20 protein-coding genes are annotated in these 22,656 nt (G+C 43.3%); 8 read left to right on the top strand and 12 right to left on the bottom strand.

What is annotated here, in order from left to right:
• The 4 genes from A3774_RS16980 to A3774_RS05095 form a co-directional block, all read left to right on the top strand.
• The coding region (locus tag A3774_RS16980; protein ID WP_231867942.1) for a hypothetical protein at nucleotides 1–336 on the top strand (336 nt) is incomplete at its 5' end.
• Between the two features lie 269 nt (nucleotides 337–605).
• Entirely contained in the window at nucleotides 606–881 is a 276-nt protein-coding gene (locus A3774_RS05105; RefSeq protein ID WP_067864093.1) for a hypothetical protein, read from the top strand.
• Between the two features lie 76 nt (nucleotides 882–957).
• A complete protein-coding gene (locus tag A3774_RS05100; RefSeq protein WP_156473659.1) occupies nucleotides 958–1,500 on the top strand; it encodes a hypothetical protein in 543 nt (180 codons plus the stop codon).
• 103 nt (nucleotides 1,501–1,603) lie between these two features.
• Entirely contained in the window at nucleotides 1,604–1,825 is a 222-nt protein-coding gene (locus tag A3774_RS05095; RefSeq protein ID WP_156473658.1) for a hypothetical protein, read from the top strand.
• A gap of 568 nt (nucleotides 1,826–2,393) precedes the next feature.
• Here the strand turns inward: A3774_RS05095 and prpF are convergent.
• The 6 genes from prpF to A3774_RS05065 all read right to left on the bottom strand — a co-directional run bounded on the left by prpF (nucleotide 2,394) and on the right by A3774_RS05065 (nucleotide 10,399).
• Nucleotides 2,394–3,575, bottom strand: coding sequence for a 2-methylaconitate cis-trans isomerase PrpF (gene prpF, locus A3774_RS05090; RefSeq protein ID WP_067864084.1), 1,182 nt, complete (start codon nucleotides 3,573–3,575; stop codon nucleotides 2,394–2,396).
• 274 nt (nucleotides 3,576–3,849) lie between these two features.
• Entirely contained in the window at nucleotides 3,850–6,453 is a 2,604-nt protein-coding gene (gene acnD / locus A3774_RS05085; protein ID WP_067864081.1) for a Fe/S-dependent 2-methylisocitrate dehydratase AcnD, read from the bottom strand.
• 129 nt (nucleotides 6,454–6,582) lie between these two features.
• Nucleotides 6,583–7,710 carry a bifunctional 2-methylcitrate synthase/citrate synthase gene (prpC, locus tag A3774_RS05080; protein ID WP_067864078.1) on the bottom strand — a complete coding sequence of 376 codons (1,128 nt, stop codon included), beginning with the start codon at nucleotides 7,708–7,710 and terminating at the stop codon, nucleotides 6,583–6,585.
• A gap of 80 nt (nucleotides 7,711–7,790) precedes the next feature.
• Nucleotides 7,791–8,684 carry a methylisocitrate lyase gene (gene prpB, locus A3774_RS05075; protein WP_067864076.1) on the bottom strand — a complete coding sequence of 298 codons (894 nt, stop codon included), beginning with the start codon at nucleotides 8,682–8,684 and terminating at the stop codon, nucleotides 7,791–7,793.
• A gap of 1 nt (nucleotide 8,685) precedes the next feature.
• Nucleotides 8,686–9,390: a GntR family transcriptional regulator gene (locus tag A3774_RS05070; protein WP_067864073.1), complete on the bottom strand. Its 705-nt coding sequence runs from the start codon at nucleotides 9,388–9,390 to the stop codon at nucleotides 8,686–8,688.
• 142 nt (nucleotides 9,391–9,532) lie between these two features.
• On the bottom strand, nucleotides 9,533–10,399 hold the full coding sequence (locus tag A3774_RS05065) for an alpha/beta fold hydrolase (protein WP_067864070.1): 867 nt from the start codon (nucleotides 10,397–10,399) through the stop codon (nucleotides 9,533–9,535).
• A gap of 208 nt (nucleotides 10,400–10,607) precedes the next feature.
• Between A3774_RS05065 and pabB the strand changes: the two genes are divergently transcribed.
• Nucleotides 10,608–11,954: an aminodeoxychorismate synthase component I gene (pabB, locus tag A3774_RS05060; RefSeq protein WP_067864067.1), complete on the top strand. Its 1,347-nt coding sequence runs from the start codon at nucleotides 10,608–10,610 to the stop codon at nucleotides 11,952–11,954.
• A 1-nt stretch (nucleotide 11,955) separates the two neighbouring features.
• Here pabB and A3774_RS05055 read toward each other — a convergent pair whose 3' ends face one another.
• From A3774_RS05055 to panD, 3 genes are all read right to left on the bottom strand, one after another.
• Nucleotides 11,956–13,131 (bottom strand): HD-GYP domain-containing protein, encoded by a 1,176-nt coding sequence (locus A3774_RS05055; RefSeq protein WP_067864063.1) that lies wholly within the window; start codon nucleotides 13,129–13,131, stop codon nucleotides 11,956–11,958.
• A gap of 155 nt (nucleotides 13,132–13,286) precedes the next feature.
• Nucleotides 13,287–13,904, bottom strand: coding sequence for a bifunctional phosphoserine phosphatase/homoserine phosphotransferase ThrH (gene thrH / locus A3774_RS05050; RefSeq protein ID WP_067864060.1), 618 nt, complete (start codon nucleotides 13,902–13,904; stop codon nucleotides 13,287–13,289).
• 211 nt (nucleotides 13,905–14,115) lie between these two features.
• Complete coding sequence (gene panD, locus A3774_RS05045) at nucleotides 14,116–14,550, bottom strand: aspartate 1-decarboxylase (protein WP_067864057.1); 435 nt, start codon at nucleotides 14,548–14,550, stop codon at nucleotides 14,116–14,118.
• Nucleotides 14,551–14,999: 449 nt separating this feature from the next.
• Here panD and metH point away from each other — a divergent pair, with 449 nt between their 5' ends.
• Nucleotides 15,000–18,701: a methionine synthase gene (metH, locus tag A3774_RS05040; protein ID WP_075107905.1), complete on the top strand. Its 3,702-nt coding sequence runs from the start codon at nucleotides 15,000–15,002 to the stop codon at nucleotides 18,699–18,701.
• 86 nt (nucleotides 18,702–18,787) lie between these two features.
• On the opposite strand, the gene sugE is transcribed toward metH, so the two are convergent.
• Nucleotides 18,788–19,102 (bottom strand): quaternary ammonium compound efflux SMR transporter SugE, encoded by a 315-nt coding sequence (gene sugE / locus A3774_RS05035; RefSeq protein ID WP_067864054.1) that lies wholly within the window; start codon nucleotides 19,100–19,102, stop codon nucleotides 18,788–18,790.
• 281 nt (nucleotides 19,103–19,383) lie between these two features.
• Here sugE and A3774_RS05030 point away from each other — a divergent pair, with 281 nt between their 5' ends.
• Nucleotides 19,384–20,166 (top strand): DUF4197 domain-containing protein, encoded by a 783-nt coding sequence (locus tag A3774_RS05030; RefSeq protein ID WP_067864051.1) that lies wholly within the window; start codon nucleotides 19,384–19,386, stop codon nucleotides 20,164–20,166.
• Between the two features lie 133 nt (nucleotides 20,167–20,299).
• Here A3774_RS05030 and A3774_RS05025 read toward each other — a convergent pair whose 3' ends face one another.
• Nucleotides 20,300–20,605: a DUF3622 domain-containing protein gene (locus A3774_RS05025; RefSeq protein WP_067864048.1), complete on the bottom strand. Its 306-nt coding sequence runs from the start codon at nucleotides 20,603–20,605 to the stop codon at nucleotides 20,300–20,302.
• A gap of 230 nt (nucleotides 20,606–20,835) precedes the next feature.
• On the opposite strand from A3774_RS05025, the gene A3774_RS05020 reads away from it, so the two are divergent.
• Entirely contained in the window at nucleotides 20,836–21,255 is a 420-nt protein-coding gene (locus A3774_RS05020; protein WP_067864045.1) for an immunity protein Imm33 domain-containing protein, read from the top strand.
• 92 nt (nucleotides 21,256–21,347) lie between these two features.
• On the opposite strand, the gene A3774_RS05015 is transcribed toward A3774_RS05020, so the two are convergent.
• Nucleotides 21,348–22,625 (bottom strand): ABC transporter substrate-binding protein, encoded by a 1,278-nt coding sequence (locus A3774_RS05015; protein WP_231867941.1) that lies wholly within the window; start codon nucleotides 22,623–22,625, stop codon nucleotides 21,348–21,350.
• Nucleotides 22,626–22,656 lie beyond the last annotated feature (31 nt).

Genomic DNA, 22,656 nt, shown 5'->3' with positions numbered 1-22,656 from the left:
TTATTCTTAATGTTCAGGCCTTCACCATGTATCAGCCATTACGCTGACCGTTGGGCTACTATGCCGTCTGCTGACTTCTGCTTAATCACTGGCAAAGTTACCTCTGCCAGCGCTATCGGTTTGTATCTAGTTCGCTCTCCACTGGCGATACATTCAGCGGAGCCAAGGCACTTATTGACCAGAGCCTTACTGGTGGTTTACCGATCGCTTGTTAAGCAGATCTCCCCAGATAAGAGCATGAACTGTCCCTGCGCAACTGCATCATTTACGGTGGCCGTTAGATCACACGGCTTCGTTGTCTTGTGCCAACTCGCCTCCAGCCTACGCCTCATATGATGTTCTTGTTCATCAGCTCGCAGTTTTGCGTCAGGCTTCCTTTAGACCGTCCCTCGCAGGTTGGCCCTTGCCATTCGCTAGTAGTTATCATCTAATAAACGATATAAATCGCTATGGATGGTGACCTTCCTACAGAGGACTTTCACCTCATTAGTTCATGCCCATGCTGGGCGTACACAAACGCAGGCAGAGCGACGGTTTAGTCGTTGCTCCTTCGTCACAACAACTAAACCGCGCCTGCTGCGGGCGTTATGAAATCGGAGTAAGCCATGAGTCATAAAGAAAATATTCATGAGCTTTTTGATGATATGGCAACCGAAATGGCAGCCTTCATTAAAGAGGCGCAAAGTGGGTTTAGCGAAGGATGGGTTCCAGCAACCTACATCAAGGACCAATTGCAGCTAAAAAAGTCTGCCTACCCACAAGGGAACAAAATAGACAATGAAACAGGATGGCTATTTGCAACGCTAGCTCGCCATTTACAAGACAAAGAAAAGGTCGACTTTAAAAAGGTTGGCAGTCGGTCGTTTTACAAATGCAAATAGGCCAGTTTCATAACAAAGTACATCAGTTCGCCGCCTACGGCGGCCGGACTCGCTGCTGTGCGCGGCGTTAGGTATCATGGATAAGAGTATTAGTAAGTCAATTAGGCATCAGGGTGATCAAATGGCATTTGATCATAGCCAGTGGGAGTATCAGGCAAGACAACTAGCCTATTCAGCCCAACACTTATTGGATGATCATGTCGATATGATGAAAGTGAAAGCTTGGGAGGGAATTGCATTACTTCCAACTTCTCAGTTTTTAAGTTCTCTAGCAATTGAGTTGATTTCAAAAGCCTATTTTTTAAAACGACGCATTGGAAATAGAGAAGAAATATATAAACATCAAGTCCTAGATTTGTGTGATGGTATTACATTCAGCATAGAGCAAGAAGAATTGATGGCTTTAGCGGAAAGCAATGTCGTTTGGGCTGGCAGATATCCAACACCTAAATGGACTAAAGAAAAACTTAAAGCTGAATATGGCGTTCCTTGTGAAGTTATAGATGGGGCAGAACATATAGATGCAAGTAAAATTAAAAACTCATCGTCTCCGCAACGTGTTGCAGATCTGCTAGCCCTTTACTCATTTATTTGGGGGAAATGGAACGATGTCACCTGACAAATAATTGTTGTTCAAGCCCGCTAAAAACTGCTATCGCGGCTCGCTTCGGTCTCGTAAATTAGCCGCAAAATATGGACGTTAAATGTCACAAGGAGTATTTGTGGAATTCTTTTTAATGCTACTAATCCCACTAGGCTTTATTGGGATTTTCCTTGCAGCCCCCTTCTGGATATCTCAGGCAACAAAAGTAGAACATGATGAGGTACAGACCGAATCAAAAAAATATATGAGGGTAAAGAGAGAGAAGAGTTCATACAAACAAAGCGAGAAGAAAAACGCCTTAGCGAATACGTCAACAGTATTTCAGGTGGTGTCTTATTAATATTTATCGCTGTATTCTCCCTGATGTCTGGAGAGTTATCTTTCCGCGGAGGTGATCCAATAGTTACCCAAGCTGATGGTGATGATCGCTTTTGTAGGGATTACTTTCGTATTGGGTGTTTTGTTCGCAGGTTATGGTTTGGTAGGGAAATTGAGGAATGGAACGTTTAACAAAAAACTGTGTGGATCCTTAGCTGTCAAGAATGGAACGTGGTGAATTCCTGATTTCAAATGGAGCTGTAATTCTTGTTCCCATGTGAACTTACCTAGCATTGATCAGTGTTCGGGGTGTGGGTTATCTTCAGCAGCTCTCGTTAGATTGTTTTTATTCAGAGAATCATTCGGGTAAATATAAGTAATAAAAGCAAACAAACTTCGTATCACCTTACGAACTCTTGCACCCTCTAAATTTCGAAAAAAAAAGCCTTATGTTTACACATAAGGCTCAAAGAAGAACTGCAGATTGATCCTGATAGGGAAACCAATCTACGCGGCGTTCTTCAACTCTTAGATCCAGTTAGATCTATAAATCTAAACAATGCCACGTATTAGGTGGCATTCTCCAGAGATCAGAAGGAATCGCCCGGTATTCTTACCCAGCCTTCCATTAATACGCGAGCACTGCGGCTCATGATTGCTTTTGTCGCTGTCCATTCGCCATTGATTAATTTTGCTTCGGCGCCTACTTTTAGGGAGCCTGATGGATGCCCAAAAGTAACGGCGGTACGTTCTCCACCACCGGCCGCTAAGTTAACCAAGGTACCTGGGATCGCGGCGGCAGTACCTATAGCAACGGCAGCGGTTCCCATCATCGCGTGATGTAATTTACCCATAGACAGTGCGCGAACAACAAGATCTATATCTTTTTCAGTGAGCTGTTTACCACTTGAAGAAACGTAGGCTGTTGCTGGCGCGCAGAAAGCAACTTTAGGCGTATGCTGACGAGCAGCGGCTTCAGATAGATCGCTAATCAGCCCCATACGCATAGCGCCATGTGCACGAATAGTTTCAAACCGTTCAAGTGCTGCTGGGTCTCCATTAATCGCTTCTTGCAGTTCTGTTCCTGTATAACCAATCTCTTCTGCATTGAGGAAGATAGTTGGGATACCTGCGTTGATCATTGTGGCTTTGAAGGTGCCGACACCTGGAACCTCAAGGTCATCCACCAGATTACCTGTTGGGAACATTGAACCTTCACCATCGGCGGGGTCCATAAATTCAACGGCGACTTCCGCTGCTGGGAAGGTAACACCGTCTAGCTCAAAATCACCGGTTTCTTGTACTTCTCCGTTAGTGATTGGTATATGAGCAATAATGGTTTTTTTAATATTAGCCTGCCAAATACGGACAACGCAGGTGCCGTTTTCAGGAATACGGTCGGCATCAACTAACCCACCACTAATGGCAAATGCTCCGACGGCAGCGGTTAAGTTACCGCAGTTACCACTCCAATCAACAAAGGCTTTATCTATAGAGACTTGGCCGAACAAGTAATCAACATCATGATCTGGCTGACTACTTTTATCTAAGATAACTGTTTTACTGGTACTTGAAGTCGCACCACCCATACCGTCAGTCTGTTTGCCATAAGGATCAGGACTACCAATTACACGTAGTAAAATATTATCCCGTGCTTGGCCAGGCTCTTGCGCTACTTCAGGTAGATCCTGACGACGGAAGAAAACACCTTTACTGGTGCCACCACGTATATAAGTTGCAGGGATTTTAATCTGAGGTACATGCGCTGCCATATGATCTAGACCTGTCAAAACTGTGCGGTGAACTTACATCCACAGCGATTATTAAAAACACTTAGTAACTATTTTAGTGAGAATCACTTAATAACAATAACTTCCCTACTCTCTAATGGAGTCTCTACTCTGGCCAGTTATTGTTAGTAAATAATCTTGTATTTTAATTACTGCTATAGTGATAAGCGCAGCGTTTTGATAAATAGGTTAGTTGTTAGAAACCCTACCAACTAACCTATTAACACTGCACCTATCCAGCATTTATGTCGCGAACTTAAGCGCTCTCTTCAAGGAAATCTTGAGCAAAGCGTTGTAGTACACCGCCCGCTTTATACACATGCACTTCAGCTGCAGTGTCTAAGCGGCAAGTCACAGGAACCTTAACCGTTTCACCATTAGTGCGATGAATAACAACAGTTAATTCTGCACGGGGTGATAGTTCACCCTCAACATCAAAGGTTTCAGTGCCATCGATATTATAAGTATGGCGTGTTTCGCCCTCTTTAAACTGTAGAGGAAGCACACCCATACCCACAAGGTTAGTACGATGAATACGTTCAAAGCCCTCAGCCATGATTGCTTCAACGCCAGCCAAACGCACACCTTTAGCTGCCCAGTCACGGGAGGAACCTTGACCATAGTCAGCACCGGCAACGATAATTAACGGCTGCTTGCGCTCCATGTAGGTTTCAATCGCTTCCCACATGCGGCTCTCTTTTCCTTCTGGCTCTATGCGAGCAAGAGAACCTTGCTTAACGTCACCGTTTTCATCGCGGCACATTTCGTTAAGCAGTTTAGGGTTAGCGAAAGTCGCACGCTGCGCGGTTAAGTGATCACCACGGTGCGTTGCATAAGAGTTGAAATCCTCTTCAGGCAAGCCCATTTTCGCGCAGTATTCACCGGCAGCACTGGACGCTTGAATCGCATTAGATGGTGACAGGTGATCGGTTGTAATGTTGTCACCTAGTACCGCTAATGGACGCATACCTTTCATAGTACGCTCACCTGCAAGAGCGCCTTCCCAGTAAGGAGGACGGCGAATATAGGTAGACATTGGACGCCAATCGTATAGTGGGCTTTTTGCTTGCTCACGTGCGCCTAGATCGAACATTGGGATATAAACCTGCTTAAACTGTTCAGGTTTAACGCATTTAGCCACCAATGCATCAATCTCTTCATCACTTGGCCAGATATCTTTTAGGGTAATTGGGTTACCCTCTTTATCTTTTCCTAAAGTATCTTTCTCAATATCGAAACGCACGGTACCCGCAATCGCGTAAGCGACAACTAATGGTGGTGATGCTAAGAAAGCCTGTTTCGCATAAGGATGGATACGCCCATCAAAGTTACGGTTACCTGACAGCACTGCCGTTGCATAAAGATCACGATCAATGATCTCTTGCTGAATTTTTGGATCCAGTGCACCGGACATACCATTACAAGTTGTACATGCGTAAGCCACAATACCAAAACCGAGTTTTTCCATCTCTGAAAGCAAACCGGCTTCTTCTAGATAGAGTTTGGCTACTTTGGATCCTGGAGCAAAGGAAGATTTAACCCAAGGTTTACGCACTAAACCAAGCTCATTGGCTTTTTTAGCTATCAGACCTGCTGCAACTACGTTACGTGGGTTAGAGGTGTTAGTACAAGAGGTGATGGCGGCAATAATCACTGCACCATCCGGCATTAGGCCTTCAGCTTCCTCTTCTAGCGCTTCATCTAAATGCACCGCAATACCACGGGACTCTAAGTCGGAAGTTGGCAAACGACGGTGTGGGTTAGATGGACCAGCCATGTTACGACATACAGTGGATAGGTCGAATTCAAGTACACGTTCGTATTCAACGTTTTCTAGATCATCCGCCCATAGGCCTGTTAATTTAGCGTACTTTTCTACAAGTTCAACTTGCTCTGGCTCACGACCGGTCAATTTTAGGTAATCAATGGTTTGTTCATCAATGTAGAACATACCCGCTGACGCGCCAAACTCAGGTGTCATGTTGGAGATCGTTGCACGGTCACCAATGGTTAGCTCTTTTGCACCGTCACCGAAGAATTCAAGGTAGGAGGAGACAACTTTCTCGTTACGTAGGAATTCAGTTATTGCCAGTACTATATCTGTCGCTGTAATACCTGGCTGACGCTTACCAATCAGTTTTACACCGATAATGTCAGGTAGGCGCATCATAGATGGTAAACCAAGCATAACGGTTTCAGCTTCAAGGCCACCTACCCCAATTGCGACAACACCTAGGGCATCCACATGAGGAGTGTGCGAGTCGGTACCGACACAAGTATCAGGAAAAGCAACACCATCGCGCGCCTGAATAACCGGAGACATCTTCTCCAAGTTAATCTGATGCATGATGCCGTTACCTGCTGGAATAACATCAACGTTTTCAAACGCAGTTTTAGTCCATTCGATAAAATGGAAACGGTCTTCGTTACGACGGTCTTCTATAGCACGGTTTTTTTCGAAAGCATCTGGATCAAAACCCGCTGCTTCAACAGCTAAGGAGTGGTCAACGATCAACTGTGTAGGAACAACAGGGTTTACTTTGGAAGGATCCCCCCCTTGCTCAGCAATAGCATCACGCAAACCAGCCAAATCGACGAGTGCGGTTTGGCCTAAAATGTCATGACATACAACACGTGCAGGATACCAAGGAAAATCCAGATCGCGTTTAAAGCCAATGATCTGCTTCAGTGAGTCAGTGAGTGTTTCTGGTTCACAACGACGCACAAGCTGTTCCGCCAATACACGTGAAGTATAAGGCAGTTTTGCATAAGCACCGGGCTGAATTGCTTCGATCGCTGCGCGCGTATCGAAATAATCAAGCTCAGTACCCGGTAAAGGTTTACGATATTCAGTGTTCATTAGGTCTGAACTCCATAGCTATGGTTCAGAGAGGCAAAGCGTGCATTCAACATAAAGCTCGCTTTCCTTATCCAAAAAATTTAAAAAATTTAGGCTGCTTATCAATTAAAAGCAGCCTAATCAGATCAATTAATCACGATCTTCGATAGCAACCCATTCCGCACTTTCAGGGCCAGTATAATCAGCACTTGGACGGATAATTCGGTTGTTAGCACGTTGCTCCATCGCATGCGCAGTCCAACCTGCTACACGTGAACAAACAAAGATTGGCGTGAATAATTCAGTAGGAATGCCCATAAAGTGGTAAGCAGATGCATGGAAGAAATCAGCATTACAAAATAGCTTTTTCTCTCGCCACATAACGGCTTCTACTCGCTCAGATACAGCGTAAAGATACTCATCTCCCACCTGCTCTGAGAGCTTTTTAGACCACTCTTTAATAATCGCATTACGTGGATCAGATTCACGGTAGATTGCGTGACCAAAGCCCATGATCTTATCTTTACGGGCTAACATGCCCATTACTTCTTCTTCAGCTTCATCCGCTGAACGCCAGTTCTCGATCATCGCCATAGCGGCTTCATTAGCGCCGCCATGTAGTGGACCACGTAGAGAACCGATAGCCGCAGTCACACAGCTGTGAATATCAGATAAAGTCGATGCACATACACGTGCAGTAAATGTAGAGGCGTTGAATTCATGCTCTGCATAGAGAATCAATGAAGCGTGCATTACATCAACATGCAAAGGCTCTGGCTTTTTATCATGTAGCGTCCATAGGAACTGCTCGCCGATAGAGTCTGCGTCAGTCTCTACATTGATACGTTTGCCCTTGTGGCTGAAGTTGTACCAGTAGTTAATAATGCCTGGAAACGTCGCCAACATACGGTCGATATGATCGTGCTGTTCAGAAAAATCTTGCTCTGTTTCCAAGTTACCCAACATAGAGCAACCGGTACGCATAACATCCATTGGATGTGCACTTGCAGGGATTTGCTCTAACACTACTTTTAGTGCATCAGGCAACGCCCGCATACCCTTTAATTTTGCTTTATAGGCATCAAGTTCCCCCTGATTAGGCAACTTGCCGTAAAGCAGCAGATAAGCAACTTCTTCGAACTGTGCATTATCAGCAAGCTCTTTAATATCGTAGCCACGGTAGGTTAGGCCTGCGCCACTTTGCCCTACAGTACACAGTGCGGTTTCACCAGCGGATTGTCCTCGCAGACCCGCGCCGCTCAGTTTTTTATCTACCATATTGTGCTCCTGTTATATAAGGCAGGCTCTAGCGGCCTGCTCGTTACTAATTTAAAATAACACCGGCTTAACTCGCCTACTTATTTGTTTTTACCTTCAGCAAACAAGCCATCTAATTTTTGTTCAAAATCGTGATAGTTCAAGAAATCGTAAAGTTCCATGCGAGTTTGCATAGTATCAACAACTGCTTTTTGATCGCCATCACGCAGTAAAGCTTCATAAACATTTAAGGCAGCTTTATTGGCCGCACGGAAAGCTGAAAGCGGATAAAGCACCATCGTTGCGCCAGATTCTGCAAGCTCGCCTTTATTGAACAGTGGTGTCGCACCAAATTCGGTAATATTAGCTAGCAGATGAGCGCCATTAATCCCTTTAGAGAATGCTTTGTAATCATCTAAAGTATGTACAGCTTCAGCGAAGATACCATCGGCTCCCGCTTCTAAACAGGCTTGTGCACGTTCAACGGCAGCATTAAGGCCTTCCATTTGGAATGCATCGGTACGTGCCATAATGAAAAAGTCGTCGTCGGTTTTAGCATCAACTGCGGCTTTAACACGATCAACCATCTCTTCTAACGAGACAATCTCTTTATTAGGACGGTGACCGCAACGTTTTTGCGCAACCTGATCTTCTAGATGTACAGCGGCAGCACCGGCTTTAGTCATCTCTTTAATCGCACGGGCAATATTAAAAGCACCACCCCAACCAGTATCAATATCAACCAATAAAGGCGTTTCAACCGCGCTGCTAATACGGCGTACATCTTCTAGTACGTCGTTCATTGACGTCATACCCAAATCAGGTAGACCGTAGGAGGCATTTGCAACACCACCACCAGATAGGTAAATAGCGTTATGACCAACGCGCTCCGCCATCATCGCGTGATAAGCATTCGTTGTACCTACAATCTGTAATGGACTAGCGTCAGCTAGCGCTTTACGAAAACGTGCACCTGCAGATAGGTGTTTAGACATGTTATTCCCCTCTGGATTCGGTCGCTGCATTCAGCTTCTCTTCCACATTTTTGCGGGCTGCTCCAATATGACGACGCATAAGCATTTCTGCCAATTCGGGATCACGGCACTCAATAGCGTCTATGATCTGGCGATGCTCCTTAAGTGCGCGTTTTGGTCTGGAACTAGAGACACTGAACTGATATCGATACATTCGTACAAGGTGGTAAAGATCTCCGCCGAGAAATTCCAATAGCTTTGCATTTTTGCTGCCATTAACAATTCGGTAGTGAAAATCTAAATCACCCTCTTTTTGAAAATAAGAGCGCCCATCAAGCTGATCGATGCTCTGTTCATGTTCATCAAGCAGGTCTCGTAAACTATCAATCTCATCTTGCGGCATATTCTCCGCCGCTAAACGACAAGCCATACCTTCTAGGGCTTCCCTAACTCGATAGATTTCGATTAGCTCTTTTGCCGACAGATTAACAACACGGGCACCTATATGCGGCTTACGTTCAACAAGTCTCAAGGCTTCTAGTTTACGCATTGCTTCACGTAATGGACCTCGACTAATCCCGTAAGTCTTAGCTAGCTCAGGCTCGCTAATTTTTTGGCCTGGTGGAATTTCTCCAATCACGATTGCAGTTACAATTTGCTCGCAAACGCTATCAGCCAAAGTGCGTGTTTCAGATTGAAACATCTTGCTAGTTATACTTTCTGTCATAACAACTCACATCATAAATTGTCGACAATCTCGAACTGAGGCCACGATACTACCGCTAAATAACGCAGTCAACTCGAAAATGTCCATTTATTGTCAACACAATACAAAAGTTTAAGGGTTTTGCCTTTTTACTTAGATATTTCTATTTGTCTATATAGCGCAGCAATTCATCATTCATGATTCGTGCGATTTGACGCGGTTTTTGAAATGGTAAGGAATGGTCTGTACCTGTCATCAAAAAATAGTGCCAATTAGGTAAGCGCTCAGCCAGTTCACGTTGATATTGATGCATTAACTCAACACTATTTCCTCCAATAACACTACTCACATCCCCTTGAGCAGCCACCAACTCATCTCGATCAATATGACGGATAGCTGTTGTGACGCAATCAAGCGCATTTGCAAAGCCTTCAGGCCGAAGCCCTAAACGCTGAACAGTGAGTGCTTCAACCTCTGGTGAAATCTTTCGATTCGGTGAGATTGCATCAAGAAAGTTTACGATTCCCTTCTTAATATCAGATGCACCACGCAGGTGAAGCGCTGCTTGAGAAAATTGCTGCCTTAAATCTATTGTCGTTTCCCAGCAGGGGCGATCCAAGACAGCGGATTCCAATAAATACTGCTTATCCACTCGATCTGTGTGTTGCTGTTTAAATAGAAGTGCCACTAACCCGCCCATTGAGTAACCTCCCAAATCGAAGGTCCACCAGCCCAAATGATCAACTAATGCATTTAGATCACCCACTAAAGCTTGAGCTGTATAGGGGTGTTCTCTCCCATCAGGATAGTGGGTATCACCCATTCCTCGCTGATCTGGCACTAACACTTCAGACCATTGAGTTAAGAAAGCAATGATAAACTCCCAAGTATCGACACCAGCAACCCCCGCGCCATGAAGTAGCACTAAACGACGCTTGGTCTGAATATTTGGATTACGATAAAGTCGATAAACAAGGTGTTGATCAGGAAGATGAAATTCACGTTGTTCTACCGTAAAAGGATGCTTCATTAACAACTGTCTCTTTTTTAACCTAGAAAATTGTAAGATTTACGCCTAGAGCTTTATTAAAGCTATTTTAGACTAATCCGTCTTTAGATTAAGCATTTTGTCGACAATCTTTGGTCGCAATCAATTATTCCTACTTTAAATAGACACTGACAATCGGGTTACTTACAATCTACCTCTACTTTTGTAACTTGCTATTTAAGCCGATCCCTTGATTACTCAATGCGCACTTCCCTATTTGGCCGACAGCCAACCTTACTTTGAAACAATTCGCCATCTTGGTCATGCCGTGTTTCTCGACAGCGGCCGACCTAAATGTCCTTGGGGTCGTTATGACATTATCGCGGCAGCGCCAGTGGAGACACTTGAGTTAAGTGCGGATAATAAAAACGCCTTTGAACAACTAGAACAGCTCTACAGTAAATACAAAACAGATCAAAAAGAGATTGAGAACCTCCCCTTTCAAGGCGGGATTATCGGCCATTTTTCTTATGATCTAGGACGCGCTCTAGAAAAAATACCCTCTACTGCCAAGCAATTTTCCTCTTTACCCGACATGCGTGTTGGCATGTACTTATGGGCGATTGTGGTTGATCACAAAGAGCAAACCACGCAACTCGTGGCAGATAGCCGTGTGGAAGCAGAGGTTCTTCAGCAACTAAACACCTTATTAACAACAAAGAGAGCTGACATAGTATCAGCACCCGAAACAAATAAGTTTAAGCTAAAGCGCCCTTTTTCAGCTAATCTCTCCGCGCCTGAATACAAACAAAAACTAGAAAAAGTGAATGAACTGATCCATGCGGGAGATTGCTACCAAGTTAATTTCGCTCAACGGTTCGACAGCCAATTTACAGGCGACCCTTGGTTGGCCTATAAAGCATTAAGAGAGGTTGCACCTACACCCTATTCGGCCTTTATTGATTCAGAGAGTTCACCTATTTTATCTCTCTCGCCGGAGCAGTTTCTTGAATCCAAAATGCAGCAGGTCACGACAAAGCCAATTAAAGGTACACGACCTCGATCGAATAACCCAGAAGAGGATCAACGCTTAAAACAATCGCTGATAGATTCAGTTAAAGATCGGGCAGAAAACTTAATGATTGTCGACCTTTTACGCAACGACCTTAGTAAAGTCTGTACTCATAACAGCGTAAAAGTCCCTAAATTATTTACAATTGAAAGCTATGCTAACGTTCACCATAAAGTAAGCACAGTAACCGGTACATTAAGCGAAGAACACACGCCGATCTCCTTATTAGCCCATTGTTTCCCTGGTGGTTCTATAACTGGCGCGCCAAAAGTTCGTGCGATGGAAGTTATCGAAGAGTTAGAACCTCACCGCCGAGCAGTTTACTGCGGTTCAATTGGCTATATCAGCTTATGCGGAAGAATGGATACCAGTATTACGATCCGAACTTTGTTGTGTGAAAATAATCATATTTACTGCTGGGCGGGCGGCGGCATTGTTGCCGACTCTGTTAAAGAGATGGAATATGAAGAGACCTTTGATAAGGTCAATAACTTACTACACTGCTTAGAAGAGACCATGCTCTAATTTAGAAATCCCTCTCCCCATCCATAAGGTCAGAAAGTGAATGTAGAGTCATCTCAGAAGAGGATGGGAAAGCATCTTCTAATGCCTGAGAGATACGTTCAAACATACCTTCAAGATCTAAAAAGGCATTAACAACGATTGGGTCAAAATGGCTACCACTGCCTTTAGCTATCGCCTCTCGTACATAACTATGATCCATTGCACTTTTATAAGGTCGACGGGAAATCATCGCATCATAGACATCAGCTACCGCCATCAAGCGAGCAACCAAAGGGATCTCTTTACCTTTTAAGCCTTCAGGATAACCTTGACCATCCCAACGCTCATGGTGGCTCAACGTCACTTGCTGAGCAATAGCTAAAAAACGAATGGTTCGACTGCTGGATTGATGCTCAATCAATTGCTGAGCAGCGTGCATAGCCTCATACCCAAGCCGAGCATGGGTTTTCATAACCTCATACTCTTCGGTCGATAACTCCCCTGGATTTTTTAGGATACGATCAGGGATACCTACTTTACCTATATCATGTAACGCCGATGTTTTATAAAAAAGCTCGATCGTTTCATCATCAAGCTCATCTCGATACTCAGGACTACGACGTAGATGCTCTGCCAATGCCTTAACATAGTGTTGAGTACGAAGAATATGATTGCCCGTTGAATGATCTCTAACCCGCGCAATAGTCGCTAAACATAAGATAGCCGCGTCTTGTACTGTATTAAGATCATTCAAATTCACTTGATTATCAGCAAGACTTAACGCTCCCTCAGCAGCACTTCTAGGCTCAATTAATAAGTTCCGTCTCAGATTCGCAAGGCCTGAATAGGTTTTGCATTTAGAATTAACAACAGACTCAATAAAAGGGGGCGCCAGGTAATCAGTACACCCTAATTTTAAAGCCAATGCCCGAAAGTCATCTTTTAAAGATGCCCAAGCTAAGAACACTGGGATACCTAGACGCTCACATTCCGCAATCGTTTTTTCTACAAGCGTATGCGCTACATCGCCCTTATCAGAACTATTAATTTGATCACTACCAATAATAGCCAAATTACAACTAACGGGAAGAGAATCTCTACTACACAGCCCATAGCTCAACTCATACCCGCTACAAAAACATCCGGACAGTTGGTCGGTTAAATCAGTACAATCTGTCAGAATCAATGCATTGAGCATGAAATGAAGAACCTAGTTAATTGATACTTATAAAGAGAATAGAAGCACACTTGGAAGGATGCAATCAAAAGCTGGTTTTAGTATAAAGCAAAAACCCCAGCTAAGATTGATATAAGACAACCTTAAGCTAGGGTTTAGTAAAAAATAACTCTAAGTTAAAGAGTTAGATTACGATTACTCGCTTTTAGAAACTCTTTTTTCAGATCTTCGTAAGTGTGTACAGCCGGAAACTGAGGGAACTCAGCAATTACGTTATCGGGCGCATGAAATAAAATACCGGACTCAGCTTGCGTAAGCATGGTTGTATCATTATATGAATCACCTGCCGCAATCACTCGATAATTAAGCAATTGTAACGCACGTACAGATTGACGTTTTGGATCTTTCTGGCGCAACGTATAATCAGTAATACGTCCCTCTTCATTCACTTCTAGCTTATGACACAATAATGTTGGGAAACCCAGTTGGCGCATCAATGGCTGAGCAAACTCATAAAAAGTGTCAGACAAGATAATCAACTGGAAACGCTCACGTAGCCAATCAACAAACTCCGCCGCGCCTTCTAGAGGAGATAAGCGACTAATAGTATCCTGAATCTGCGGCAATGTTAGGCCATTCTCATCAAGAATTCTAAGGCGCTGCTGCATCAATTCATCGTAATCAGGGATGTCACGGGTGGTGGCTTTTAACTCTTCAATACCTGTTTCTTCAGCAAAAGCGATCCAAATTTCAGGGATTAGGACCCCTTCAAGGTCAAGACAAGCGAGTTCCACACGCGACTCCTATTAAATTAATTGATGTAGCTATTAAACGGATGCAATAAACAATATTCTTTTCGCGCCAATTTACCTGCTATCGGGCAGCCTTGCAAGAAAGCCGTTATAGCAATTTCAGCAATAAACTTTTTATTTTACAAAAAAAAGAACCCCCGCTGAAAACAACGAGGGCTCTTAAAAAAGCGACCTGAATCGGTGGCTTTAGCAATTAAATATCTTTAGGTTGAACAGGTATAGCCTGTTTAACTCCTGTCAGTACATTACGCTGATGAAGCTCTTCATCAGATGCACCAACACCGCCATCCGCTTTGGCATTTTCAAAGTAACAAAGCGTTGGTTGATGAGCATCAGCTTCTTTCTCGTCCAATTGAACGTATGAAGCAATGATTAGCAAATCACCTTTACTCGCTCTGTGCGCAGCTGCGCCATTCACAGAAATAATTCCGCTATTATCTTCAGCACGAATTGCATACGTAGTGAAGCGTTCGCCATTATTCACATTGTAGATATGAATTAATTCATATTCACGAATGCCTGACTGATCAAGCAATACACCATCGATCGCACATGAACCTTCATAGTGAAGCTCAGCGTGAGTGACCGTTACACGGTGTAGCTTGCACTTTAAGAATGTCTGCAGCATAGACTAAATCCTGCGTTTGCTCATCTTTACCGAGTGACCTCGGTTTCCCCCTTTCGCTACTTATCACTAAGTGATTAAATAGCACGTAAACGCCACGTAAGCAGATCATTATATCTCAACTACGGGTGTATTTTTAGCAATGACCTTTACAGCCATTTATGTTGCGGCGCACATAATACTGGAAAAAGCTCAAAAGATTAACCAACTAGAGCATTAAATTATGCTTATAAACCGCAAAGTGCGCGCATTCTACCACCATCTACAAAAATTTTAAGGGTTAAGTCCCTATTCTTTAGATCAACCGTGACTAATTGCTAACAATACATCGAAAAGAAAGGGCAAATTGAACGCTACTCATCAATAGATTAACTTTCCTCACCCCCTTTCTTAACTAATTGATTTATAATCGCGCCTTATAAATTTTTAGTCGCTGATTCAGGTACGTTGCTGTGACAGATAAAACGCTTTATGAAACACTTTCCACAAGCCTAAAAAACCGCATCATGATTTTAGATGGCGGTATGGGCACGATGATTCAAGATTATAAATTGGAAGAAAAGGATTATCGTGGTGAGCGCTTTGCTGACTGGCAGGTTGATGTAAAAGGTAATAATGACCTATTGGTGCTGACTCAGCCGGAAATTATTAAAGCGATCCACCGTGAGTACCTACTTGCGGGTGCGGACATTATTGAAACAAATACCTTTAACGCGACTCAGATTGCAATGGCTGACTATGAGATGGAATCAATCAGCCGTGAAATAAACGTTGAAGCTGCTCGCTTAGCACGTCTAGCCTGTGACGAAATACTTAAAGAAACACCTAATCGTCCTCGCTATGTAGCCGGTGTACTCGGTCCCACTAACCGGACTTGTTCAATCTCACCAGATGTAAATGATCCAGCTTTCCGTAATGTCAGCTTTGATGAACTAGTTGATGCTTATACCGAATCCCTAGCAGGCCTAATCGAAGGCGGATCAGATATTATTTTGATTGAGACTATCTTTGATACGCTCAATGCTAAAGCTTGTATCTATGCCGTAGAAACCTATTTCGAAGAACATAATATACACCTGCCTGTAATGATTTCGGGCACCATTACCGATGCATCAGGACGCACGCTCTCGGGTCAAACAACCGAAGCATTCTGGAACTCTGTTCGCCATGCTAAGCCCATTTCTATAGGTCTTAACTGTGCGCTAGGTCCTAAAGAATTACGTCAGTACGTTGAAGAACTATCGCGCATATCTGAAACCTTTGTGTCTGCCCACCCCAATGCAGGCCTACCTAATGCGTTTGGTGCTTATGATGAAACACCGGAACAGATGGCTGAAGAGATTGGCGAATGGGCACGATCGGGCTTTCTAAATATTATTGGTGGTTGTTGTGGAACCACACCCGCACATATTAAAGCCATTAGAGAAGCCGTTGAAACTGAAGCCCCAAGAGTACTTCCTGAACTGCCGATAGAGTGCCGCCTATCCGGCCTTGAACCCATGAACATTGGTGCTGATACTTTATTTGTCAACGTTGGTGAACGTACCAATGTAACCGGTTCAGCGATGTTTAAACGACTAATTAAAGAGCAAGACTATGAAACAGCTTTAGATGTTGCTCGCCAACAAGTTGAAAACGGTGCTCAAATTATCGATATCAACATGGATGAAGGGATGCTTGATTCCCTTGCTGCCATGGACCGCTTCCTTAAGCTGATAGCTTCTGAACCTGATATTTCATGCGTGCCGATTATGATCGACTCCTCAAAATGGGAGGTGATCGAAGCGGGCCTGCAATGCATACAAGGTAAAGGGATTGTTAATTCAATCAGCTTAAAAGAAGGCCATGAAAATTTTGTTTACCAAGCACGTAAGTTACGCAGATATGGCGCAGCAGTCGTTGTTATGGCGTTTGATGAAGATGGCCAGGCAGATACCTATCAACGAAAAACCGAAATATGCGAACGCTCCTACCGTGTTTTAGTAGACGAAGTCGGCTTTCCGCCAGAAGATATAATTTTCGACCCTAATATCTTTGCAGTTGCGACCGGTATTGATGAACATAACAATTACGCCGTAGACTTTATTCAAGCGACCGGCTGGATTAAAAAGAATCTACCCCATGCAAAAGTATCGGGAGGCGTTTCCAATGTCTCCTTCTCTTTCCGGGGCAATAACCCTGTACGTGAAGCGATCCACTGTGTATTTCTTTATCACGCCATTCAACAAGGAATGGATATGGGGATCGTTAACGCCGGCCAGCTGGCGATCTACGATGACCTACCAGAAGAGCTTCGCCTTGCGGTCGAAGATGTTATTCAAAACAAACGCGATGATTCCACCGAGCGTTTGCTCGATATTGCAGAAAAATATCGTGGCGATGGCGTCGAAGTTGAAGAAAAAACCCAAGAGTGGCGAAACCTCCCCGTCAATGAACGCTTAGCCCATGCACTAGTTAAAGGCATCACTGAATTTATCGAAGAAGATACAGAAGAAGCTCGCCTAAATCATGACCGCCCCTTACATGTTATTGAAGGTCCTCTCATGGATGGTATGAGTATAGTGGGTGACCTATTCGGTGCAGGCAAAATGTTTCTTCCACAAGTTGTTAAATCAGCCCGCGTAATGAAGAAAGCAGTCGCCTACCTTATGCCGTTTATTGAAGAGGAAAAAACCGGTTCTAGCCAAACAAATGGCAAGGTTGTACTCGCAACGGTTAAAGGTGATGTACACGATATAGGCAAAAACATTGTCGGCGTCGTTCTACAATGTAATAACTATGAGATTATCGACTTAGGCGTAATGGTTTCCTCAGAGACTATTCTACGCACAGCACGAGAAGAAAATGCCGATATTATCGGCCTTTCTGGGCTAATCACCCCCTCCCTTGATGAGATGGTGCATGTTGCCAAAGAGATGGAGCGACAAGAGTTTAATATTCCCCTTCTTATTGGCGGCGCTACAACCTCTAAAGCCCATACTGCGGTAAAAATTGATCGCGGCTATAAACGTGACCAAGTGGTACATGTCACCAATGCTTCACGCGCAGTGAATGTTGTCTCTAATCTATTAAACGAGAAAAAAGCCGCCTACGTAAAAGAAATTCAAGACGACTATGAAGCAGTACGCCAACGTCATGCCGCCCGTATGACAGACAAACGCCGCGTGCCTCTTAACGCAGCACGCGCCAACAAGTTTCAGATTGATTGGGAGAGTTACACGCCACCGGTACCCATCAAACCAGGAATTACCGTTTTTGATGATATCTCTTTAACAGAGATCGAGCCTTATCTAGATTGGACACCCTTTTTCCACTCGTGGGAACTAGCAGGCCGCTATCCTCGCATTCTAAATGACGAGATCATTGGCGAAGAAGCTACAAAGCTTTTTGCAGATGCAAAAGTTATGCTGAAAAAACTAATTGATGAGAAACTGCTGACGGCCAAAGCTGTTGTCGGCTTATTTCCGGCAAACACAATTGGTGATGATGATATTGAACTCTATACCGATGACAGCCGTTCTGAAGTACTTATGACTGTTCATAACCTGCGTCAACAAACAGAAAAGATCGCCGGTAAACCCCATATGTGTTTATCTGACTTTGTCGCCCCCAAAGAGAGTGGTAAAGCTGATTACCTCGGCGCCTTTGCCGTAACCGCAGGTCATGGCTGTGATGAACTGGTCGCTATATATGAAGCGGACCATGATGATTACAACTCCATTATGGTGAAAGCACTGGCAGACCGTTTTGCTGAAGCTCTCGCCGAGATGATGCATGATAAAGTACGTAAAGAACTTTGGGGTTACGCTGCCGATGAAAATCTTAGCAATGACGACCTAATTGCTGAAAAATATAAAGGGATCCGTCCTGCACCGGGCTACCCTGCTTGTCCAGAACATACGGAAAAGGGTTTATTGTGGGAACTACTGGATGTTGAGAAAAACACCGGTATGACCATTACTGATTCATACGCTATGCTCCCGACAGCAGCCGTCAGTGGTTTTTACTACAGCCACCCAGATTCTCAGTATTTTGGTGTAGCAAAAATCGGCGAAGACCAAGTGGAAAGCTATGCAAAACGCAAAGGCATGGAGATGAAAGAAGCTGAACGTTGGTTAGCTCCTAATTTAGGGTATGAACCAGAAGAAGGTTAAAGCCTCATTGAGATAATAAAAAACCGAATGTGATTACATTCGGTTTTTTTATTAAAAATCGAATACTGACCTGTTAGCACAGCCTATCAATGAGCCATTTTTAGGCCAAGAATACCTAAGCAAATAAAGCCTAAGCTCACTAACTTAAGTATATTTACTGATTCATTAAATAGAATAATACCGAGCACTGCGGTTCCTAGCGCACCAATGCCTACCCATACACCATATGCAGTCCCAACGGGTAATGATTTCATTGCGAAACCGAGTAAAAAAAGACTAAGAACTAAAGCAAGCATGGTCCCTAACGAAGGCCACAGTTTGCTCAAACCTTCTGAGTATTTCAGACCGATGGCCCAACCTATCTCCAGCAACCCCGCTAGAACGAGAATAAACCAATTCATAAAACCTCTCACTTGACGGGGTCGTCCCCAATATAATTGAGAGGTAAGGTCGTCCTCACTTCGTTAATCAATCAATATATTACTAGTCAGCAGCTTCCGCTAAATGATACTAAGTATTCTACACATTAAATCACCCTATTCAATTGAACCGAGTAGCGCTACTATCAGCTAAATATAACCGTGCTCTTTATTAACACTTATTTCTAATTTTAAAACCTATTAAGGCTACATTCGTACTTGTCTGATATGCTTAGTGCAATTGCGATATAGGAAAAAGCATAATGAAAAAATCATATCTCATCACTTCAATATTGGCTGTTTCAATTACATCTGTAACTGCTTATGCAGGCTGGGCAGATAAACTCAAAGAAGTAGTTCAAGACGAAGAGGTACAACAGAAAGTTCTAGATACGGCAACGGGTAGTAATACATCTAGCAGTACATCTGGCCAAACTACAAACCTAAGCACTGAAACCGTCATTAACGGCTTAAAAGAAGCACTTGAGGTTGGCAGCCGACGCGCGATCGAAGAGATTAGCCAGCCCGGTGGTTATCTAGACAACCAAGATATCCGCATACCTTTACCAGACGGCATTAATAAAGTTGCTACACTACTTAAAAAATACGGTCTAGAAAGTCAAGTAACTGAATTCGAAGAGAGTATGAACCGTGCTGCTGAAAAAGCTGCGCCACAAGCGACTGAACTCATTGTCGGTGCAGTAAAAGAGATGAGTTTTGATGACGCGAAAAAGATCTACTCAGGCTCTGATGATGCTGCTACTCAGTACTTTAAAGAGAAAACTAGCGGTAAGCTAAGAGAACTTTTTCAGCCAACCGTTCAAGAATCCCTTGGGCAAGTCGGCGCAACACGTTACTACAACGACTTAGCCAGTGAAGCTAAAGAGATTCCATTCGTTGGGGATAAGGTAAATGTGGACTTAGATAACTATGTTACCGAAGAAGCTTTAAACGGTTTATTCACAATGCTCGCAGTAGAAGAGAAAAAAATTCGTGAGAATCCTGCAGCACGTACCACCGACCTCTTAAAGCAACTGTTTCAATAATAGCGATTCTTACTAAGGATCATCTATATAATTATCACTTATAAAAAAAAGCCGAGAATGAATATTCATCTCGGCTTTTTTTATATAGCTGTATCTTAGCAAACTAGATCGTGGAAGCTAAAGTTTAGAAAGCTTACTCGTCTTCGACACGTGAAGCTTCATAACGTGCTTGTGCTTCTTCATAGCGAGATTGCGCTGCTTCTTCAGCTTCATCACGCTCAACACGGCGCTCAGCTTTGCGTTTATTACGTTCAATCTGCTGCTCCATAAACTGCTTGAGTTCTGACTCTCCCCACGCCTTAGCTTCATCTTCAGTTTCAAAACCATCCTGACGTTTTGATACTACTATTCTACGGGCACTTGCCTGTCGCAAAATTTTTACAGACCAGGTTTCACCTTCTGCTACTACCTGATAGTCGTATTTCTTACCCTTGGCCATTCATTTTTCCTGAAGATATAGATGATTCATAACAAGCGCTTTATTCTATCACGCTTCCCCTATAGTTAAGATAGATTTATTTAGCTTGTACAGCATATGAAACGCTTAGATATTGCCAAAAAGCTCGCTCAGCTGCTTCTTAACCTTTCCACTGCTGGCCTGATTCAGCTTGAAAGTTTAGAATAGGCTCAATTAATATTTTGCTGATTATTTTTAAGTAAAGAGACGCTATGAAATCGCCTGAAGTAGACACGCCTATCTCAACCGACTCTGAAAAGAATCAAACCAAAAACGGCTTTTTAGCGCTTGTTTCAAAACTCTGCTTTGAAGAAACACTGCCTATACGTTTTATGTATAAAACTGTGCCTGAGCACCTTAATGATACGGGTTGGAGAATGTTTACAGGCTATGAGACTGAAGAGTTTTTAGAAGATGAGTTATCTAATCTCGTCCCTATTCCTGTTGTAAAAATGTGTAGTTTAGATCCATCACTCAGTGAACTAGTTACCTTTAATGCAGGTACTGTATGGGAACGAGCTCCCGGTAGCGATAGCTGGGAACGTGTATACGATTACAAAATACCCTCACCTAATGTTGATGTAGAGATCACTAATGACATCGACCGATTTAATGTAGAGCCAAAAGATTAGACGCTAAATTTAGTTAAACAGGAGCTAAGAGAACCCATCTTTAATAAGGGCTGGCTTCCTCTTTACATTTAAGTTTTATCGATTAGGCCTAACTACAGTCCCTTATAATATTGATTACGCTTTATGGCTGCTTCGATATTTTCAACCGCTAAATCTAAGGCTATTTTAGGTGGCATACCGCCTAAAATATCAGTCATCGCTTTTTTATAACTCGAAGATATAACAGAATAAGCCGGTGTTTCAGGCCTTAAGTGTGCGAAATACAGAGAATAATCATAAATCATTCTCCATTTCCCGCCTTTTGCATAATAATGACTTAAAGGGATCGCTTCACGACTTGTCGGAAATAACCCTGTCGCCTTTTCCTTTAGCTCCCTTGGCTGTGCTGTTATAGACCCTGTCATTCGTAAAACTTCATCGGTCGACAGCAAAAAACTTATAAACGCTTTAGCTGCCGGAAGGTTTGAGCAAGTCCGAGTAACAGCCCAATGCCAAGACCCACCTCCAATAATAGAACCATGCCCAAAATCCGGTACAGGCAATATTAAAAGATCATCCCCCAGCGATTTTTCATAATAAGGCAATGCCCAAGATCCATTAAGCTGTATACCTACTCGCCTTTTTACTAAACCAAAATCATCTTGAGGGTTTGGATCCATAAGCTTTTCACGAACAAGCTGCTGTATCCATCGACCAAATTCAACCGCTTCTGGCGAATTTAATACACCATCGACTTGCGTATAGTTATCACGATCAATAAGGTCGGCCCCCCAGGACAACATTAAAGGAGCCCAAGCGTAAGTAATCCACTCAGTTTTATCATGGGGACGCATATCAAATGGATAGTCATATTCACCAGTTGCTTTAATTAAGCGAATAACGTCCATTAATTCATTTTTATTCCAAGGATGATCTAGCGTAGGTATTCTGGCTCCTACTTTATTAAGTAAGGACTTGCGGGTAAATAGCGCTAACGAAACATCAAATTGACCCACTGAATAAACGTGCTTTTGATAGGTTCCCTTACCCGATGCATTGATCGAATTAAGTAGATTCCTATCAATAATCCCATCAAGAGGCCGAATAACATCATTCCATGCAAAGTTAGGGACCAAAGGCTGATCAATATCAATAATACATGGCAACACTTCTGCCCGAGCCGCTTCAATTAACACTTGGTTATAGGCAGGCTCTGGAATAAAGTCTGGAACAATCAGCCACTGTTTTTGGCTCTGATTAAAACGCTTGATTGCTGCTAAAGAGGCATCAACTTCTTTTTCGTTAGCAAGGTGACGCCAAAGGCTTACCTCAATGGGTGCCGAAAACGAAAGGCTAGGAAAAATACTGAGCATAGACAGCATTATGGCCATTTTTGCCATCCAAAGCTTCTTGCAAGTGAGA

It is taken from the genome of Neptuniibacter marinus, assembly GCF_001597725.1.
GTDB lineage: Bacteria > Pseudomonadota > Gammaproteobacteria > Pseudomonadales > Balneatricaceae > Neptuniibacter > Neptuniibacter marinus.
This window is presented reverse-complemented; position numbering and strand designations above follow the sequence as displayed.

What these genes read in the sequence shown, in the direction of transcription:
- acnD (WP_067864081.1), bottom strand. Translation starts at nt 6,453, where the DNA reads ATGAACACTGAATATCGTAAACCTTTACCGGGTACTGAGCTTGATTAT.
- prpB (WP_067864076.1), bottom strand. Translation starts at nt 8,684, where the DNA reads ATGTCTAAACACCTATCTGCAGGTGCACGTTTTCGTAAAGCGCTAGCT.
- A3774_RS05020 (WP_067864045.1), top strand. Translation starts at nt 20,836, where the DNA reads ATGAAATCGCCTGAAGTAGACACGCCTATCTCAACCGACTCTGAAAAG.
- prpC (WP_067864078.1), bottom strand. Translation starts at nt 7,710, where the DNA reads ATGGTAGATAAAAAACTGAGCGGCGCGGGTCTGCGAGGACAATCCGCT.
- A3774_RS05015 (WP_231867941.1), bottom strand. Translation starts at nt 22,625, where the DNA reads ATGGCCATAATGCTGTCTATGCTCAGTATTTTTCCTAGCCTTTCGTTT.
- A3774_RS05030 (WP_067864051.1), top strand. Translation starts at nt 19,384, where the DNA reads ATGAAAAAATCATATCTCATCACTTCAATATTGGCTGTTTCAATTACA.
- A3774_RS05055 (WP_067864063.1), bottom strand. Translation starts at nt 13,131, where the DNA reads ATGCTCAATGCATTGATTCTGACAGATTGTACTGATTTAACCGACCAA.
- panD (WP_067864057.1), bottom strand. Translation starts at nt 14,550, where the DNA reads ATGCTGCAGACATTCTTAAAGTGCAAGCTACACCGTGTAACGGTCACT.
- A3774_RS05105 (WP_067864093.1), top strand. Translation starts at nt 606, where the DNA reads ATGAGTCATAAAGAAAATATTCATGAGCTTTTTGATGATATGGCAACC.
- A3774_RS05025 (WP_067864048.1), bottom strand. Translation starts at nt 20,605, where the DNA reads ATGGCCAAGGGTAAGAAATACGACTATCAGGTAGTAGCAGAAGGTGAA.
- A3774_RS05100 (WP_156473659.1), top strand. Translation starts at nt 958, where the DNA reads ATGGATAAGAGTATTAGTAAGTCAATTAGGCATCAGGGTGATCAAATG.
- A3774_RS05065 (WP_067864070.1), bottom strand. Translation starts at nt 10,399, where the DNA reads ATGAAGCATCCTTTTACGGTAGAACAACGTGAATTTCATCTTCCTGAT.
- A3774_RS05070 (WP_067864073.1), bottom strand. Translation starts at nt 9,390, where the DNA reads ATGACAGAAAGTATAACTAGCAAGATGTTTCAATCTGAAACACGCACT.
- sugE (WP_067864054.1), bottom strand. Translation starts at nt 19,102, where the DNA reads ATGAATTGGTTTATTCTCGTTCTAGCGGGGTTGCTGGAGATAGGTTGG.
- prpF (WP_067864084.1), bottom strand. Translation starts at nt 3,575, where the DNA reads ATGGCAGCGCATGTACCTCAGATTAAAATCCCTGCAACTTATATACGT.